The following is a 16,589-nucleotide window of genomic DNA, read 5'->3' on the forward strand; positions in this document are numbered from 1 at the left end:
CCCGTTAGGCGTCTAAATCCAACACCCTTGCGTGCAGCACCGATCGATGGTGCAAGGCCGAGCGCAGCGCCCGATGCAGCCCGTCCTCCAAATACAGCACCGATTGCCAACGCACCACGTGGGGGAAAAGATCTCCGTAGAAGGTCGAGTCTTCCGAAAGCAGCGCCTCCAAATCGAGCACCGTTTTCGTGGTCACCAATTCGTCGAGCTTCACCTGCTGCGGCGGAATTTCGCTCCACTGCCGAGAGGTAGTTAATTGATGCTCTGGGTAAGGGCGCGAAGCGCCAACGGCTCGGAAGATCACCTTCCAAGCATATGGAAACCCGCCGGCAAAAACACATTCCCAGGCGTTGGGGCGCATTATTCATCGCGGACGCCCAGCGCGTGAACAGGTGACGGGCAGTACCGTGAACACCCGGCGTAAACCCCTCGGAAGATTCGCCATCGCGTAGCTTGCGCCTCTATGAAGCAAAAAGCAAGGATTGTTACGACGGGAGAAACTTGGAGGAACCCGGCGTAACGGACGCTAGTAACAATTGAGTTTTTGGGTGCAGTCTAGGTGTATGAACAACGTAGTCACCGAGATCCCAGTCCTCGACATCTCTACCTCACGCAACGCCGACGGAAGCTTCAACGAAGCCTTCGTGGCAGCGCTGCGCGATGCCGCGCACCGCGTAGGGTTCTTCCAGATCGTTGGCTACGCCTCGCAGGCGAACCAAGACCAGGAACTGCTGGATACGATTGCCGAGTTCTTCAAGAAGCCCGTCGCTGAGAAGATCAAGCTCGATAACCGCAACAGCGCCCAGTTCCGCGGCTACACCCGCATGGGCACCGAAATCACCCGCGGCCGAGCCGATGCCCGCGAGCAGATCGACTACGGACCGGAGCGCGAGACCCTGTCCGAGGTGCCTGCCGACAAGCCTTATTTGAACCTGCAGGGCCCCAACCAGTTCCCGGCAGATTTCCCGCAGCTTGAGGAACGCGCCTTAGCGTGGGCCGAGCTGATGAACCAGACCGGCCACGAGCTGCTCGCGGCCATCGCCGTGGGTCTGGGCCTGCCCGAAGACCACTTCGACGAGCCATTCGCCGACACCCCGTCATGGATGGGCAAGCTGGTGCACTATGTTTCCGGCGACGTCGTACCCGACGCCGGCAACCAGGGCGTGGGTCTGCATGCGGACTACGGCTTCGTGACCTTGCTGCTTCAGGACCAGGTGGGCGGACTGCAGGTGCAGCCCTACGGCCAGGAGGAATGGATCTCGGTGCCGCCGACCCCGGGCGCGCTGGTGGTAAACCTCGGCGAGATGCTCGAAGTGGCCACCGACGGCTATCTGATGGCCACCATCCACCGAGTGGTCGCCCCGCCAGCTGGCGTCGACCGCTACTCGGTGCCGTTTTTCTACTCCCCGCGCCTGGACGCGGTGGTCGACAAGGTGCAGCTTCCGGCGGAACTCGCTGCCGTAGCGCGCGGCGTATCGGATGATCCGCATAATGCGATGCTCGCCTCTTACGGTGCGAACGTGCTCAAGGGCTGGCTGCGCGCTCACCCGCAAACCGCTGCCATTCACTACCCGGAACTGAGCAACAAAAAAACCAGCGCCTAGCCGCCGGCCTAACCACAATGCGTGAAGGCTTCGACTTGGTATTGCGCTACCATTTCGAAGCCTTCACGCACTCAAATGGGTACCAGTAATGATTGCCGCCTTGCGCGGCAGCCAGTTAATCCCCCAAGATCTAACCTCATTCAGCACAGCACCCCTATGGCTCAGGGCCATGGTGATTATTCTGCTCGATAATCCTCAAGGGTTGATTATCGGATGCTCAAGATTCGCTCAATGTTTCGCTGCGGCTAGGAACGCGAGTTTTGCTCGCCGACCATCCGGTATCCGACCCCGCGCACCGTCTCGATCCACAGCTCCGTTCGCGCCGAATCGCCCAGTTTTCGTCGCAGATTTGCGATATGCACTTCAATGCTTCGCACGGCGGCGGGTGACACGTATAGGTCCACCGCACCTGCCCCATCCTCGTCATTCAGCATTCGGGCCAGTTCCTTCTTGCTCCGCACATGCCCTGGATGCAGCAGCAACGCGCGCAGCAAGGAAAATTCGGTGGCGGTCAGCTCCACCGATTCTGCATCGATCATTACCTGCCACGTCACGACGTTCAGCGTTAGATTTCGATGGCTAAGTATTCGACCCCTCTGGCTCTCGCCTAAGGCCAGCAACCTACTGGTGCTGGCCTGGCGGCGCACGAAGGAATCGATTCGTGCCCTGAATTCCCGCTCTCGCAGCGGCTTGGACATCACGCCATCGGCCCCCGCGTCAAAGGAGTGCACGACATCGAATTCTTCATCGGATTCAAGCACCGCAAGCAAGTGGGCACTAACGCGATTTGAGAGCCGGCGCAGGGTCTCATGGCCGTCGATGTCCCGAAGTCCGGACCCAACCACTATCACCTGAGGGTTGATTCGTTCGGCTAGCTCTACTCCAATTTCTCCAGAGGAGGTCTCGTGCACGACAAATCCAACCTGTCTTAGCAGGCGCGACAGCACCGCTCGAACCTCAAACTCGTGCTCGATAACTACGGCTTTACGGACGTCCCCTGCCAAGCTAGTCACAACCCCCATTTGGTGACATAAATCACGCACTGCGTGAAGATCCATGCTACCGGATGGGGGCGTTCTTCGCGCCTGCCTAGGCCTCCTGCTCCGACAAAACGCAGAATTCATTGCCTTCCGGGTCAAGCAAGACGATCCATGGGAAATCACTGGATTCGACTTCCGCATATTTCGCACCGAGACTCAAGAGCCGCTCGACCTCTTCGTCTTGCGTGCAGTCGACCGGGCGCACATCGAGATGCACGCGGTTCTTGATCGTTTTCTCCTCCGGCACCTGAGCGAAGGTCAAGACCGGGCCTTGCGAGTCCTTAGTTGCCTCGGCAGGACCTATCGTCACCAAGCCGGCTTCTTCGCTGAGCACCGAATAATCGAAGACCTCGCCCCAAAAACGGGCAATCAGTACCGGATTCTTGCAGTCAATGGCCAGTTCTGCGAACCTGCAACCCATTTTCAATCTCCCACATGATGGAGGAAAAGCGATTCGCTGTCCCCTCGATTACCTTGCGCGTCGGGATGCTACTCCCAAGCCCGGACTTAAATGCGAAAACCCCCGATTTCTCGGGGGTTTCCTTTGGCGGAGGATAGGGGATTTGAACCCCTGAGGGCGTTAACCCAACACGCGTTCCAGGCGTGCGCCATAGGCCGCTAGGCGAATCCTCCTCAGTTTGCTCCGTGGAGCAGGTACCAGCATATCTAAATATCTCCACAATCACGAATCGAGAGCCTTGTGGGTTCAACTACACGTATTTTCAGCAAAAAATTGGCGAAATTTCGGGGATTATCTAGTTTATCCACATCTGGCGCTCGTCCGCCGAAGACCCTATCCGCGGCACTGGATACTTAAAACATGAACAAACGAGAGGTATTTCATAGCGGCGATGATCCTCATCGGCTGCATATCAGTCCGCCGGGCACCAGAACCGATCCAGGTACCGACGGCGTGTGGGCTGCCCACGTTGAGCAAGAAACGATCTTCGCGAAGCTAGCAGCAACTATCAAGAGCCTTCATGAGCAGGGCAGAGCAATCGAACCAGCCACTGGGCTCAAGCAACTGGAAACCCTTGGTCGGATACGCAGTATGTTGGATGCGGCAGAAGCTGCGTTACTGGCCGATACCTACGAGCTGACTAGCAAGCAAGCCGCCTTGTCCGGCACTCAGGACCCTTTAGTCGAAGACACTTTGCAAACGCAGTCTGCAGTGCATTTCGGAATTGATCCCGAAGCGGAACCTTTGGTTCGTTCGTCATTCATTTCCGAGGCATCTGGTGCACTGCGGCAAAGCGAACGCATAGTCCAAGGCAAATTATTCAACGCCGAGGGGCTTCGTCACCTCTGCCCCGATACCTTGAACGAGCTAGGAAAGGGCGCCATCACCACCAAGAGCGCCACGGAGATCGTTCACCAGGCGCAGGACCTTGAGCCCGAGAACGTGCAACAGATGCAAGAAGTACTCTTGCCGATCGCTCGCACCGGCTCGGATCGCACGGTGAAGGATCGTGCTCGCAAAATGCGTGAACGTTTCTTGCCAGAACCTGCGGAGACGAGACATGAAAAAGGGCGTGAATCTCGTTCGGTGATCTGGTGGCCGGAGGCCGACGGCATGGCCGTGCTTCAAATTCGACTTCCAGCCGAGGATGCCTTGGCAATCATCAACACCATCAACTGGCACGCCACGAAACATGATGACCCTGATGATCTGCGCAACGAGCAACAACGCCGCGCCGATATTTTCCGGGAGGCTTTGCTCGATGGCTGGCCGGCCGGAAACGGCACTCCGCTCAAAGCGCGGGTGGCCTTGACCATCCCCGCCTTGCAAATGCTCGCAGATCCGACTCGAACGTTGGCCGATCTGGAAGGCTACGGGCCAATCGCCCTAGGTGCAGCCTTGCGACTGGCAAAGGATGCTCCTTCGCTGATGACGGTGCTCACCGACCCTTGGTCCGGTGCCGTCATCGACGTCGGGCGAAAGAAGTACCGCCCAACGAAAGCCCTCAAGGACCTCCTGCGATTACGGGATAACCACTGCAGGTTCCCTGGTTGCAACAGACTTCCGGATTCCAGTGAAATCGACCATGTCGATGACTGGGCCAAAGGCGGGCATACGAACCGCGACAACTCGCAGCTACTGTGCAAGCGGCACCAAATGTATAAGCACGCCTTAGGTTGGCAGGCCACATACATGGCCGACGGTTCGGTCAATTGGCGTTCGCCGAACGGAATCTTGCAGGTTGAGCTACCGGGTAGCGTCACCAGCGTGCAGAACTTCGACTTTGAACGGAGCCAAACCCCGATGCTCCCCGCCTCGGAATTGCCTGCTCGAGTTCGCCGGATTCTAGGTTGGTTTGACCCGCCGGATTCGAAAGCCGGGTGACATAGCCTCCTTCCTTTCAGGGGTTGGATTGAGAGCAAGCGCACGGCTACCGATTTTCATCCACCCCCAACTTTCGGGTAGTATCTTCTGTGACCCCTCGTGTGGTGTCATCCTGTTGAACTCCCCCAGGACCGGAAGGTAGCAAGGGTAGATGGGCTCTGGCAGGTGCATGAGGGGTCTTTGATTTTTCTAGCAAGCCGAATGGAGTTCGCGTGGGCGTTGGTCGTTTCGCCCCAAGCCCGACCGGGCAACTCCACCTGGGCAATCTGCGCACCGCAATTCTTGCTTGGCTTTTTGCCCGGTCCACCGATCGGCAATGCCTTCTGCGCATCGAAGACCTTGACCGAGTGCGCTCCGGCGCCGAGGAGCAACAGCTTTCGGAGTTGGCTTCCATCGGCTTGGAGTTCGATGCTCCCGTGGTCCGCCAAAGCGATCGCCTCCCCATTTATCTCGAAGCAATCCAAGCTCTTCGCGAAAACGGCTTGGTCTTCGAGTGTTTTTGCACGCGCAAAGACATTTCAGAGGCTGCCAGCGCGCCGCACGCGGCACCCGGCGCATACCCCGGCACGTGCCGAAATCTCACTGCCGAAGAACGTGGAGAAAGAGCCCGACAACGGCCGGCTGCTCTGCGCCTTCGTTCCACGGTTGACCAGTTCACCATTCACGATGAGCTTTTCGGGCCTTACACCGGCGTGGTGGATGATTTTGTGTTGCTGCGCAATGACGGCTCCCCCGCTTATAACCTTGCAGTGGTCGTTGATGATGGCGCCTCCGGCATTGACCAGGTTGTTCGCGGTGACGATTTGCTGTCCTCCGCCCCACGCCAGGCATACCTAGCGCAGCTGCTCGGATTGCCTATTCCTACGTACGCCCACGTCCCGTTGGCATTAAACGTTCAAGGCCAACGTCTGGCTAAACGCGATGGTGCGGTTACGCTCGAAGACCTTTCCGAAAAAGGACTAAATGGCGCACAGATCCGCGCCTACTTGTTAGAGTCATTGGGCTTGCCCGGCACGTCTTTGCAGGCAGCTTTGGACTCCTTCAACCCTTCAGCTTTGCCTCGCGAGCCTTGGGTCGTAGAACCAGAATTTATTGTTGACCAGTTGATGCCTCCGGCATCGCACAACCGATAGGGTACCGGTGTGAGTACAGCGCTTTATCGCAGATACCGTCCAGACACTTTCGCCGAGGTCATCGGGCAGGAACATGTCACGACCCCGTTGATGACTGCGTTGGAAAAGAACCGGGTCAATCACGCGTACCTGTTTTCCGGTCCGCGCGGTTGCGGCAAAACGACCAGCGCACGCATTCTGGCGCGTTGCCTGAACTGCGCGCAGGGGCCGACTCCTACCCCGTGCGGCACCTGCCCCAGTTGTGTCGAGCTGGCAAACGGCGGCCCCGGTTCCTTGGATGTCATCGAGATCGACGCCGCCAGCCACGGTGGTGTCGAAGACGCCCGTGATCTGCGTGAACGTGCGACCTTCGCGCCTACCCGCGACCGCTACAAGATTTTCATCATCGACGAGGCCCACATGGTCACCTCGGCGGGCTTCAACGCCCTGTTGAAGATCGTCGAAGAGCCACCACCACATATCAAGTTCATTTTTGCGACGACCGAACCGGACAAGGTCATCGGCACCATCCGTTCGCGCACCCACCACTATCCGTTCCGCTTGGTGCCGCCCGAGGCACTGCTGGCATACCTCAAGACGCTCTGCGAACGCGAAAACGTAGTGGTCGCCGACAGCGTGCTTCCGCTGGTGATTCGCGCCGGCGGCGGTTCGGTGCGCGACACCCTCTCGGTGCTAGACCAGTTGATGGCTGGTGCCCGTGAAGGAGGCGTGGACTATGAGACCGCCATTGCCTTGCTCGGCTATACCCATTCCACGCTGCTCGATGAGGTCATCCTCTCCCTGCACGAGGCCAACGGCGCTTCGCTCTTTGGCGCCATCGACCGCATCATTCAAACCGGCTTGGATCCGCGACGTTTCGTTGAAGATCTGTTGGAACGCATGCGCGATCTGATCATCGCCAAGGCGATGCCTGAAGGCCTGGAGAAAATTCTGCGAGGCACCCCAGCCGATCAACTGGAGTCGCTGCACATGCAGGCCTCGCTGGTCGGCGCCGGTGAACTGAGCCGTTGGGCCGATGTGACCAACCAGGCGCTGACCGAGATGACCGGCGCGACCTCTCCGCGATTGCACTTGGAACTGTTGGCGGCGCGTTTGATGCTGCCTGGAGCGGAAAACTCGGCGAGCTCTTTCGCCGCACGCCTCGATCGCTTGGAACGTCATGCGATGACCGGCGGCGCGCTTCCAGAGCTCCCGGAAGGCGAAATGCCAACGCAGTCATCGGGCGTTGCCCCCTCCCCCGCGGCGGCCCGCCAAGGAGCGGCCGCGGTACGCGAGGCCCTTGCCGCCGCGAAGTTGCGCAATGGCGGCGTCGAGCCGGCAGCCCAGGAACAGTCCTCCGCCGGCACTCCCGTAACGCCGGCGCAGCAGCCCAGCGCCTCCCAGCCCCAGACGCAGCCGACCGCGCCAGCTCAGGCGCAGCAGGAACAGAAAGTTGCCCCTAGCGAGCAACAGAACGTCCAGCCGCGGGAGCAAGAACCCGCGCCACGCGAACAGCAGCACCAGGAAGCACGAGCTCAACAGCCTTCGCAGGCGCAGCAACAGCCAGGTCAGCCTCGCGAACAGCAGCCGCCGGTGACGCAAGAAGAGCCAGATATTAACGCTCCGCTGGATCCGGACGCCGCCCGTTCACTCAACACCGGCGAAGCGGCCGATTGGGGAGCCACCTGGGGCCCGAAGGAAGACTTGAATCCGGTCACCACTCCGGTGCAGCCGGGTCCGAGCGTTCCCGAAGCTCGTCCGGAAGGCGTCGCGCCGTTCAGCCTGGTTCCAGATCCGGCCGCAGGGGAAGACTTGTCCTTCGGTACTGGTGTTTCCATCGATGACGTGAAGCAAAATGCGGCGATGGCCGAGTTCACTCGCCGTGCGGCTGAAAATCGTCCTCAGCAAGCCCCGCAGCAGGTTGACCCTCGCCAGATGCAGCAGCAACAGCCGCAGCAAGATCAACAAGCTCAAGGCCAAGCGCAGCCTCAGCAGCAGGCGCAGAACCAGGCACAGGAACAGGCAGCCCACGAGGCACGCCGCCGCGCCGAGGAACAGGCAGCTCGCGAGCAGGCCGAACAACGTGCCGCAGCGGAACGGGCCGAGCAAGAAAAGCTCGCACGCGAGCAGGCCGAGCAACGCGCCGCTGCAGAACGGGAAGCTGCAGCACAGCGTGCTGCCCAGGAGAAGGCGGCACGCGAGCAAGCCGAAGCGCAGCAACGCGCACAAGCCGCTCGAACTGCCCAGCAGCAGGCGCCACAGCAACCGGTCCAGCAATCCACGCCGCCAGCACAGCAGTCGAATGCTGCCGGGGCATCGGTTCAGCAGTTCCAGCAGGCCTGGCCGGCGGTCTTGGAGCAGCTGCAGTCAAGCTCCAGGGTGCTCCATTCCATGGTCGCCAACTATGGTTCGGTCGCCGGTTTCGATGGCCGCACGCTGACGATCGCGTTCAGCAATACCGGTCCGATTGTTAATCTGCGCAATCGTCCGGACATGATGCAGATATTGGTAGGCATCCTGTGCCAGGTGGCAGGCCAACAGATCGAAGTCGTACTTGCCGAGGGCGGATCGGCACCCGCCGGTGGTGGTTCCCCAAAAGGTGAACGCCGGCCAACACCGGCGTCCTCCCCAGCAGCAGCCACCAACGTACAGGCTCCGATCGCTGGGGTAGCGCCCAACGCTCCGTCGCGCCCGCAACCAGCCGGCGCTCCGGCTCCGGCTCCGGCCAGCAAGCCATCGCCATCAGGTGATTCGGGGTACGTCAGCAGTTACGACGATGTGCCGCCTCCGCTGGACGAGCCGTATATGGACGAGCCCCCGTACCCCGACGACGGGTACGGCACGTCTGGCAGCCCAGCGCCGCAGGCTCCCACCGTTCCGGCGACGGGCTCAGCGGCAAGCCCGCAACCAGCAAAGCCGCAGGAAGCTAGCGCATCATCCGAACTCGCTGCGGCCGTGCTGGAACCCGTGGCTCCAGCGCCGCGAGGTACCGCTCCGCGCTCCTTTGACGGCCCCCCGGTGGCCCCGCGTCCCCGGCTGACCGCCGGGCTCAGCGCACGCCAGGCAGAGGTGGGAGCCCCGGTAATCTCGCGTCCGGTTTCTTCCACACCGTTGCATCCGGGCAGCACCACCGATACCTTCGAGTCCAAGGCGATCCGCGAGCCGGAGCCGGAGGCACCAACGCCGGCGCCGGTTGCCCCCGAGCCTGTTCGGGTGGCACCGCCGAAGCCTTCCGTGCAGCCTGCCACCGAGTCCGCTCCCGCATGGGGCGCACCCGGCGAACCGGCCGAGCAGCCAATTGCCGAGGCCCCGGCGCCGACCGCCGGACAGCGGCTCAGCCGCTACCAGCAGCTGATGAGCCAGGCCAAGGACAGCGCTCCGGCAGTGCCGGTGGAAAGTTCCGCCAGCAACTGGGGCACGCCGGATCGCGCCCAGCCTCCGTCCCCGGCACCAGAGCCGGAGGAGTTCACGCCCAGCGAAGACGACATCGAGGTCGAGGATTCGGCACTCATCGGCGTCCCCGCGGTAGAGCGGCTGCTCGGCGGCATGGTCATCGAGCAGCGTGACGTTAACGGAAATGTCGTGGAAATTAAGCGCGGGCTCTAACTGCCAAACTGTCTAGGTGAGACACTAGGGTATAGGACGGTGGGATACCACCGCAGGCCAATTATGGCACCGCAAGATCAATGGACGTTTGAGCTGTCAGGAAAGTGGGCATTAGGTGTACGAAGGTGCTGTTCAGGAACTGATCGACGAGCTCGGTCGGCTACCCGGCATCGGTCCTAAATCGGCGCAACGCATCGCTTTTCACATTCTCGATGCCGACGCCGAGGATATGACGCGCCTCGCCGCGTCCATCCAGCAGGCCAAGGAGAAGGTCCGCTTCTGTGAGATCTGCTTCAACATTTCCGAGCAGGACACCTGCGGGATCTGCCGCGACGAGCGCCGCGACACCAGCCAGATCTGCATCGTCGAGGAGTCCAAGGACGTGCTCGCCATCGAGCGCACCCGCGCCTTCAATGGCAAATACCACGTGCTGGGTGGCTCGATTAATCCGATCGCCGGGATCGGCCCGGAACAGCTGCACATTCGTGAGCTGGTCACCCGCCTGGGTGACAGCTCGATCACCGAGCTGATCCTCGCCACCGACCCGAACCTGGAGGGCGAGGCCACCGCAATCTATCTGGTGCGTCAGCTCAGCCCGCTGGGCATCAAGATCACCCGTCTGGCTTCTGGCCTGCCCGTGGGCGGCGACCTGGAGTACGCCGACGAGGTCACCTTGGCCCGCGCCTTCGAAGGGCGACGCAACACCATCGCACCGAGCACTTCACGGGCCTAGGTTCCCTGCCACACGAGCATATTTCATGCTGCCCGGTCCATCACCAGATGGTCCGGGCCTTCTTGTCTGTGGACTCAACCACATTGGTTGATAATGGTCAACTATCGGCATATAGTTGATATCAGTCAACTTTATCTTTGAGTCCTTTGGAGTCCGCATGACCGCAGTAGCACCGGTCGAAAAACCCAAGATGAGCCACCGGCAGATCATGCAGTCGCTGACCGGTCTGCTTATGGGCATGTTCGTTTCAATCCTTGCAGGCACGGTAGTGTCCAGCTCCCTCCCGGTAATCGTCTCTGACCTGAACGGCAGCCAGACGGCGTTCACCTGGGTGGTTACCGCCACCCTGCTTGCCACCACAATTTCCACCCCGATCTGGGGAAAGCTCGCCGACCTGGGCAACCGCAAACTGCTATTGCAGATTGCCCTGGCCATGTTCGTGCTTGCCTCCGCGGCCGCCGGCTTCGCGCAGAACACCGAATTCTTGATCTCCATGCGCGTGATCCAGGGCCTGGCAGGCGGCGGCATGGGCGCGCTGAGCCAGATCGTGATGGCAGATATCCTCTCGCCGCGCGAACGCGGCAAGTACATGGGCCTGTTCGGGGCCGTTATGGCGCTGGGTACCGTCGGCGGGCCGCTGATCGGCGGCTTCGTCACCGACACCATCAACTGGCGCTGGAACTTCTTCGTCGCGCTGCCTTTCGCCGTCGTGGCAATCATCTTGATCCAGCGCACGCTGAACCTACCAGCCATCGCCAAGCGCAAGGTCCAGATCGACTACCTAGGCATCATGCTGCTCGCCTCGGGCGTGGCAATGCTGCTGATCTGGCTTTCCATGGGCGGCAGCCAGTTCGAATGGAACTCGGCCACCAGCTACCTCATGGTGATCGGCTCGATCATCCTGCTGGCAGTCTTCGTGCTCGTCGAGTTCAAGGTTGCAGACCCGCTGATCTCCCTGCAGCTGTTCAAGAACCGCACCTTCACCTTCGCGGTGATCGCCTCGCTCGTGGTGGGCATCTCGATGTTCGGCACCTCGGTGTTCCTCAGCCAGTACATGATCATGGCCCGTGGTGCCACCGCCACCCAGGCCGGTCTGATGACCTTCCCGATGATGGCCGGCCTCCTGGTCGTCTCCACCATCGCCGGCGCGCTGATCTCGCGTTACGGCAAATGGAAGGCCTTTGTGGTCACCGGTGCCGTACTGCAGGTTATCGGCCTGTACCTGCTGGGCACCATCCACTACGACACCGCCTTCTGGCTGGTGGGCCTCTACATGTTCATCCTCGGCGCGGGCGTAGGCCTGGTCATGCAGAATATGGTGCTGGTGGTGCAGAACTCGGTGGATCCAAAGATCCTCGGCGTCGCTTCCTCAGCGGTCACCTTCTTCCGCACCTTGGGCGGCACCGCAGGCACCGCCGGGCTGGGCGCAATGCTCGCGGTCACCATTCCGAATATGATCGCCGAGCGCCAGGGCGAGCTGACCAACGCCATCGCCTCGCTGGGCGACAAGGCCGCCGAGGTCGGTGCGGCGCTGAACTCCGGTTCCCTGCCGACGATCTCCACGCTGCCCGAACCGGTGCGGATAATTCTCGAATCGATCTACGGCGATGGAGTGGCAGGCTTGTTCGCCTTGGCCGCGCCGCTCGCGCTGATCACCGTCGTCGCCGTGATCCTGCTGCCTAACCAGCACTTGAACACCAAGACCAATACCGAGCGGCTGGCCGAGGAATCCGACGCTTCTCCCACCGCGGATACCGTCGCCTAGCCATCGTGGATACCTTGGATGAAGCGCAGCCGGAGACCCGGCGCGGGGTGCTATTCGACGCCGCCGAGCAAGAACTGTTCACCTTGATCTCGGTGACCGCCAAGTCGCGTCGCACCCTTGCCGCCCGGCTCGATGAAAGACTGCCGCCCGCGGCGGTGCCGGTGCTGGGAATGATCCTCAAATGCCAGAGCATCACGCAGTCCGAAATTTGCGAGCACCTCATGACGGACAAGGCCACACTTTCCCGCCTGGTCACGCGCCTCGAAGAGCTCGGACTGGTCAGCAGGCAGGTCGATGAAGCCGACCGCCGGGTCTCCAACCTGCTGCCCACCGAGCTGGCCAAGGAACGCTGGCGCGGATGGCTGCAGTCCTGGCGCGAGGGCTTGCGCGAACGCATTACGCAGTGGTCCGACGACGACTTGGATCATCTGGTTGGCTTGCTCGGCAGGCTCAACACGGATTTGCGCGAACTGTGAACCATTGGCGTGGAGCCGCGGCCTTCGGTGAAGGCTGCGGATCCACGCCATTTGCGCGCCCGGATCGGCTGATGACCCGGCAGCGACCTTGGCCGCCAGGCTACATGCGGGCTGGTTAGTCCTTGGCTGCAGTGGCTACACTCGTTTCATGGCAATCAAGGGCAGCAATATCGAGGCAATCGCCAAGGCCACCGGCACCGGGTGGGACCAATGGGTCAGCCGGCTCGAAGCGGGCGGAGCCAGCGAGCTGGCGCATAAACCGCTCGCCTCGCTGGCCTACGAGATGATGCCCGCCAAACTTTCCAATCCCGGCTGGTGGGCCCAGTCCGTGGCCATCGCCTACGAGCAGCACATCGGCCGCCGGGTCCCGGGCCAGTCCAGCGACGGCACCTTCAAGGGCTCCGTCTCGGCCACCATGGCCGCCGATCTGGACGGCGCCCTGGCTCGCTGGGTGGAAGCCGTCGGCGTGCGAACCGACTTCAACGGCGCGCAGCTGGTGGGGGAAGCCTCCGTCAGCGGTTCGGATCGATGGCGGTATTGGAAGGCCGAATTCAGCGACGGAAGCCGGGTGAGCGTGAACATCTCGCTCAAAGGCGACAAGGCAAGCGTAAGCGCTGAGCATTCACGGCTCTCCAACCCTCAGGTATTGGATGGCTGGAAGTCATTTTGGCGACAAATCTTAGCCACAGCGCGCAAATGACCCGCATTTCCAGGCATCGAAACACCAAAGGCTAGGCAATATGACCAATGGTTACCTTCACAACTAGGTGATGCACCCGCGGTACTGACACAATTATCTACGGTAGATATGTCGCATCTGTGCTGGCAGCACGATGCGCATCAACAACTTTCATCAGTTGGAGTGTGCGCCCATGGGCCTGATAGTTCAAAAATTTGGCGGTTCGTCCGTATCCGATGCCGAAGGCATCAAACGCGTCGCGCGCCGAATTATTGATACCAAGGCGCAGGGCCATGAAGTCGTTGTGGTCGTTTCCGCAATGGGCGACTCCACCGACGAACTGCTCGACCTCGCGGCCCAGCTCACCGAGGACGCCCCCGCTCGCGAAATGGACATGCTCCTTTCGGCCGGTGAACGCATCTCCATGTCGCTGCTGGCCATGGCCATCGACCAGTTCGGCGAGAGCGCGGTGTCCTTCACCGGATCGCAGGCGGGGCTGATCACCGACTCGACCCACGGCATGGCACGCATTATGGAGGTTTCTCCGCAGCGTATCCGCCGCGCCATCGACCGCGGCTTCATCGCGATCGTCGCCGGCTTCCAAGGCATGAGCAAGGAATCGAAGAACATCACCACCATGGGCCGCGGCGGCTCGGACACCACCGCGGTGGCCCTTGCGGCCGCCCTCGGCGCCGATGTCTGCGAGATCTACACCGACGTTGACGGCATCTACACCGCCGATCCTCGCGTGGTCGGTGCCGCGAAGAAGATCGACGAGATTTCCAGCGAGGAAATGCTGGAGATGGCGGCCAGCGGCTCCAAAATCCTGCACCTGCGCTGCGTGGAGTACGCCCGCCGTTTCGGCGTGCCGCTGCACGTGCGCTCCTCATTCAGCACCAACGAGGGCACCTGGGTGCTCCCGGACCCCAACGACAAGATCAAGATTCAAGAGGGAGAACCCTTGGAACAGCCAATCATCTCCGGTGTTGCCCACGACCATTCGGAAGCCAAGGTCACTATCATTGGCGTGCCTGACATCCCGGGCAAGGCAGCACAGATTTTCGGGGTTATCGCGGCCGCGCAGGCCAATATCGACATGATCGTGCAGAACATCTCGACTCGCGGTACCGGCTCCACCGATATCTCATTCACCCTGCCGATGACCGAGACCAAACGGGTTCTCGCGGCGCTGGAAACCTCCCGCGGCGAAATCGGCTTCGAGGATATCGAGCACAACGACGAGGTCGGCAAGCTCTCGCTCATCGGTGCGGGCATGCGCTCGAACCCAGGAGTTTCCTTCACCTTCTTCGAGGCGCTGCACCAGGCCGGGGTCAACGTGGACATGATCTCCACCTCGGAGATCCGCATTTCGGTGGTAACCGACGCGGACAAGCTCAATGACGCGGTCCGCGCCATCCATACCGCTTTCGATCTGGACACCGACGTGGAGGCCACCGTGTACGGCGGCACCGGACGCTAAATACCAGCGAAAGCGGCGGCGCAGATCTTGAGGATCTGCGCCGCCGCTTTTTAATGCAGCAGTTACGGTGGCGGATTAGCGCGCCGGTTCCAAGGTCTTGGCGTAGACGGTCTCGCCGAGGCCATTGCGCAGCGAAACGGTGAATCGCTCGGACTCGTCGAGGTCGACATGGCCGAAGAACTGGCCCTTGCCGTCGCGCGGCGACTGGTTGGTGGTTCCGGCGAGCGCGAATTCCACCTTGGGTCCGAAGGTCCCGTCCATCTTGTTCGGACCGAAGGATCCTGCATTGACCGGACCGGCCACAAATTCCCAGAACTCGTTGAAGTCGCCGAAGGCGGCGCGCTCCGGGGAATAGTGGTGGGCCGCGCAATAGTGCACGTCCGCGGTCAAGAAGACCACGTTTTTCACGCCGCGGTCCTTGATCGCTTTGAGCAGCCTGGCGAGCTCCAGCTCGCGGCCCAGCGGTTCGCCGTGCTCGGCGTTGGCGATCGATTCCTGGGCCTTGCCGTCCGGAACGATGACGCCCAGCGGCAGGTCGTTGAGGATCACCTTCCAGGTGGCCTTCGACTTCTGCAGGCCCTCAACGAGCCAGTTCAGCTGTTCCTCGCCGAGGGTCGTGGTCTCTTCGGCTTCCAGTCCGGCGGTATTCTCCGACTTGTGGCTGCGCATGTCCAGGGCGAAGAGGTCCAAGGCCGGTCCGCGGGAGATCTTGCGGTAGATCCGGGCAGGCTCAAACCCGGTGCCCCCGCGCATGGCACGCGGATCGGCGATGGGCTGGTATTCCTGCCAGGCGCGGCGACCGCGGGCAGCGAGGGTATTGACATCCCGCACGGTGTATCGCTCGTCTTCGATTGTCTCCCCGGCCCACCAGTTGTTGTGGGTCTCATGGTCATCCCACTGCGCGATGACCGGAACCTCGGAGTACATCGCGCGCACATTTGCATCCATGTGGTTATAGCGGTGCCGGCCACGGAATTCCGCCAGGGTTTCGGCGACCTTCGAGACCTCCTCGGTGACCAGGTTGCGCCAGATTTGGCCATCTGGCTCCATAACTTCGGCGGCGATCGGGCCATCGGCGTAGATGGTGTCGCCGCTGTGCACGAAAAAGTCAGGCTTGGTCGCGTGCATGGCCGCGTAGGCCCGCATGCCGCCGATTTCCTCGTTGATGCCCCAGCCTTGGCCTGCCGTATCGCCAGACCAGACGAAGCTTTGCGCCATCGATGCGCTGTGGTTCCGGCGGCCGGTGAGCGAAGGCGCGGTGAGGAAGGAACCGGTGTTGGTTTCTCCCAGGGTCCCGTTCTCGTCCTCGAAACCGATGGTCACCGCGAATCGGGTGCCCGCCGGCAGGTTGGATGCGGAAATCTTGGCGGTGAAGTCGGTGTTGGAGTTCGCCTGCGCACCGCGCAGGGTTCGTTCGAATGATCCGCGGCCGCGAATAATCGCTCCCGCCTCGTCGATGGCACGCAGTTGCGCCCGTAGCCGGCCTTCACCGGTGGCGCGTGCCCAAAGCACCGCGTTGTTGGTGGAGACATCTCCCATCGAGAAGCCATTGGTGAGGCCTAGCCGCGAACGGACCAGGCGCGGACTATTTGCGGCCAGTGCCGAACCGGCCGGGGAAATAAGCGTCAGAGCACCGGCGCCCAAGGCGCCAGTGAGCAGATTGCGCCGTGAAATTTGTGTCATGATCACCAGTATTTCGCGGCGAGTTAGCCGCATGGTGTCAGCTGCGTGAACAGCTCACGAAACACGG

Annotated in this window: 13 protein-coding genes, 1 tRNA gene and 1 other RNA gene; 10 read left to right on the top strand and 5 right to left on the bottom strand. The window is 61.4% G+C overall.

Translation table 11 applies throughout. From position 1 onward, the window contains the following. Positions 1 to 4: 4 nt before the first annotated feature. Positions 5 to 304, bottom strand: a complete 300-nt coding sequence (locus CQ019_RS11465) for a type II toxin-antitoxin system VapB family antitoxin (protein WP_181148438.1) — start codon at positions 302 to 304, stop codon at positions 5 to 7. Between the two features lie 259 nt (positions 305 to 563). On the opposite strand from CQ019_RS11465, the gene CQ019_RS11470 reads away from it, so the two are divergent. Next, positions 564 to 1,604, top strand: coding sequence for an isopenicillin N synthase family oxygenase (locus CQ019_RS11470; protein ID WP_105569742.1), 1,041 nt, complete (start codon positions 564 to 566; stop codon positions 1,602 to 1,604). 245 nt (positions 1,605 to 1,849) lie between these two features. Here CQ019_RS11470 and CQ019_RS11475 read toward each other — a convergent pair whose 3' ends face one another. The 3 genes from CQ019_RS11475 to CQ019_RS11485 all read right to left on the bottom strand — a co-directional run bounded on the left by CQ019_RS11475 (position 1,850) and on the right by CQ019_RS11485 (position 3,277). Further along, entirely contained in the window at positions 1,850 to 2,617 is a 768-nt protein-coding gene (locus CQ019_RS11475) for a response regulator transcription factor (protein ID WP_181148440.1), read from the bottom strand. A gap of 76 nt (positions 2,618 to 2,693) precedes the next feature. Next, positions 2,694 to 3,065 carry a VOC family protein gene (locus CQ019_RS11480; protein WP_105569744.1) on the bottom strand — a complete coding sequence of 124 codons (372 nt, stop codon included), beginning with the start codon at positions 3,063 to 3,065 and terminating at the stop codon, positions 2,694 to 2,696. Positions 3,066 to 3,189: 124 nt separating this feature from the next. Beyond that, positions 3,190 to 3,277, bottom strand: a tRNA-Ser gene (locus tag CQ019_RS11485). A 187-nt stretch (positions 3,278 to 3,464) separates the two neighbouring features. Here CQ019_RS11485 and CQ019_RS11490 point away from each other — a divergent pair. From CQ019_RS11490 to CQ019_RS11530, 9 genes are all read left to right on the top strand, one after another. After that, positions 3,465 to 4,988: an HNH endonuclease signature motif containing protein gene (locus CQ019_RS11490; RefSeq protein WP_105569745.1), complete on the top strand. Its 1,524-nt coding sequence runs from the start codon at positions 3,465 to 3,467 to the stop codon at positions 4,986 to 4,988. An 88-nt stretch (positions 4,989 to 5,076) separates the two neighbouring features. Beyond that, an RNA gene (ffs, locus tag CQ019_RS11495) (signal recognition particle sRNA small type) lies at positions 5,077 to 5,173 on the top strand. A gap of 27 nt (positions 5,174 to 5,200) precedes the next feature. Next, on the top strand, positions 5,201 to 6,121 hold the full coding sequence (gene gluQRS, locus CQ019_RS11500) for a tRNA glutamyl-Q(34) synthetase GluQRS (protein WP_105569746.1): 921 nt from the start codon (positions 5,201 to 5,203) through the stop codon (positions 6,119 to 6,121). 9 nt (positions 6,122 to 6,130) lie between these two features. Beyond that, entirely contained in the window at positions 6,131 to 9,706 is a 3,576-nt protein-coding gene (locus CQ019_RS11505; protein ID WP_105569747.1) for a DNA polymerase III subunit gamma and tau, read from the top strand. 115 nt (positions 9,707 to 9,821) lie between these two features. Continuing rightward, the gene (gene recR / locus CQ019_RS11510; protein WP_096285593.1) at positions 9,822 to 10,439 is read left to right on the top strand and encodes a recombination mediator RecR; all 618 of its coding nucleotides are present in this window, start codon (positions 9,822 to 9,824) and stop codon (positions 10,437 to 10,439) included. A 157-nt stretch (positions 10,440 to 10,596) separates the two neighbouring features. Further along, entirely contained in the window at positions 10,597 to 12,204 is a 1,608-nt protein-coding gene (locus CQ019_RS11515; protein WP_258133992.1) for a DHA2 family efflux MFS transporter permease subunit, read from the top strand. 5 nt (positions 12,205 to 12,209) lie between these two features. Next, on the top strand, positions 12,210 to 12,680 hold the full coding sequence (locus CQ019_RS11520) for a MarR family winged helix-turn-helix transcriptional regulator (protein WP_105719016.1): 471 nt from the start codon (positions 12,210 to 12,212) through the stop codon (positions 12,678 to 12,680). 148 nt (positions 12,681 to 12,828) lie between these two features. Beyond that, positions 12,829 to 13,380: a hypothetical protein gene (locus tag CQ019_RS11525; RefSeq protein WP_105569749.1), complete on the top strand. Its 552-nt coding sequence runs from the start codon at positions 12,829 to 12,831 to the stop codon at positions 13,378 to 13,380. 172 nt (positions 13,381 to 13,552) lie between these two features. Beyond that, positions 13,553 to 14,839, top strand: coding sequence for an aspartate kinase (locus tag CQ019_RS11530; protein WP_096285600.1), 1,287 nt, complete (start codon positions 13,553 to 13,555; stop codon positions 14,837 to 14,839). A gap of 75 nt (positions 14,840 to 14,914) precedes the next feature. Here CQ019_RS11530 and CQ019_RS11535 read toward each other — a convergent pair whose 3' ends face one another. Next, on the bottom strand, positions 14,915 to 16,522 hold the full coding sequence (locus tag CQ019_RS11535; RefSeq protein WP_105553673.1) for an alkaline phosphatase: 1,608 nt from the start codon (positions 16,520 to 16,522) through the stop codon (positions 14,915 to 14,917). Positions 16,523 to 16,589 lie beyond the last annotated feature (67 nt).

Origin of the sequence: Arthrobacter sp. MYb229 (assembly GCF_002975405.1) — a bacterium.
GTDB lineage: Bacteria > Actinomycetota > Actinomycetes > Actinomycetales > Micrococcaceae > Glutamicibacter.

Coding starts and splice junctions, on each gene's coding strand:
- CQ019_RS11480 (WP_105569744.1), bottom strand. CDS start 3,065: ATGGGTTGCAGGTTCGCAGAACTGGCCATTGACTGCAAGAATCCGGTA.
- CQ019_RS11470 (WP_105569742.1), top strand. CDS start 564: ATGAACAACGTAGTCACCGAGATCCCAGTCCTCGACATCTCTACCTCA.
- CQ019_RS11525 (WP_105569749.1), top strand. CDS start 12,829: ATGGCAATCAAGGGCAGCAATATCGAGGCAATCGCCAAGGCCACCGGC.
- CQ019_RS11490 (WP_105569745.1), top strand. CDS start 3,465: ATGAACAAACGAGAGGTATTTCATAGCGGCGATGATCCTCATCGGCTG.
- CQ019_RS11515 (WP_258133992.1), top strand. CDS start 10,597: ATGACCGCAGTAGCACCGGTCGAAAAACCCAAGATGAGCCACCGGCAG.
- CQ019_RS11535 (WP_105553673.1), bottom strand. CDS start 16,522: ATGACACAAATTTCACGGCGCAATCTGCTCACTGGCGCCTTGGGCGCC.
- CQ019_RS11530 (WP_096285600.1), top strand. CDS start 13,553: ATGGGCCTGATAGTTCAAAAATTTGGCGGTTCGTCCGTATCCGATGCC.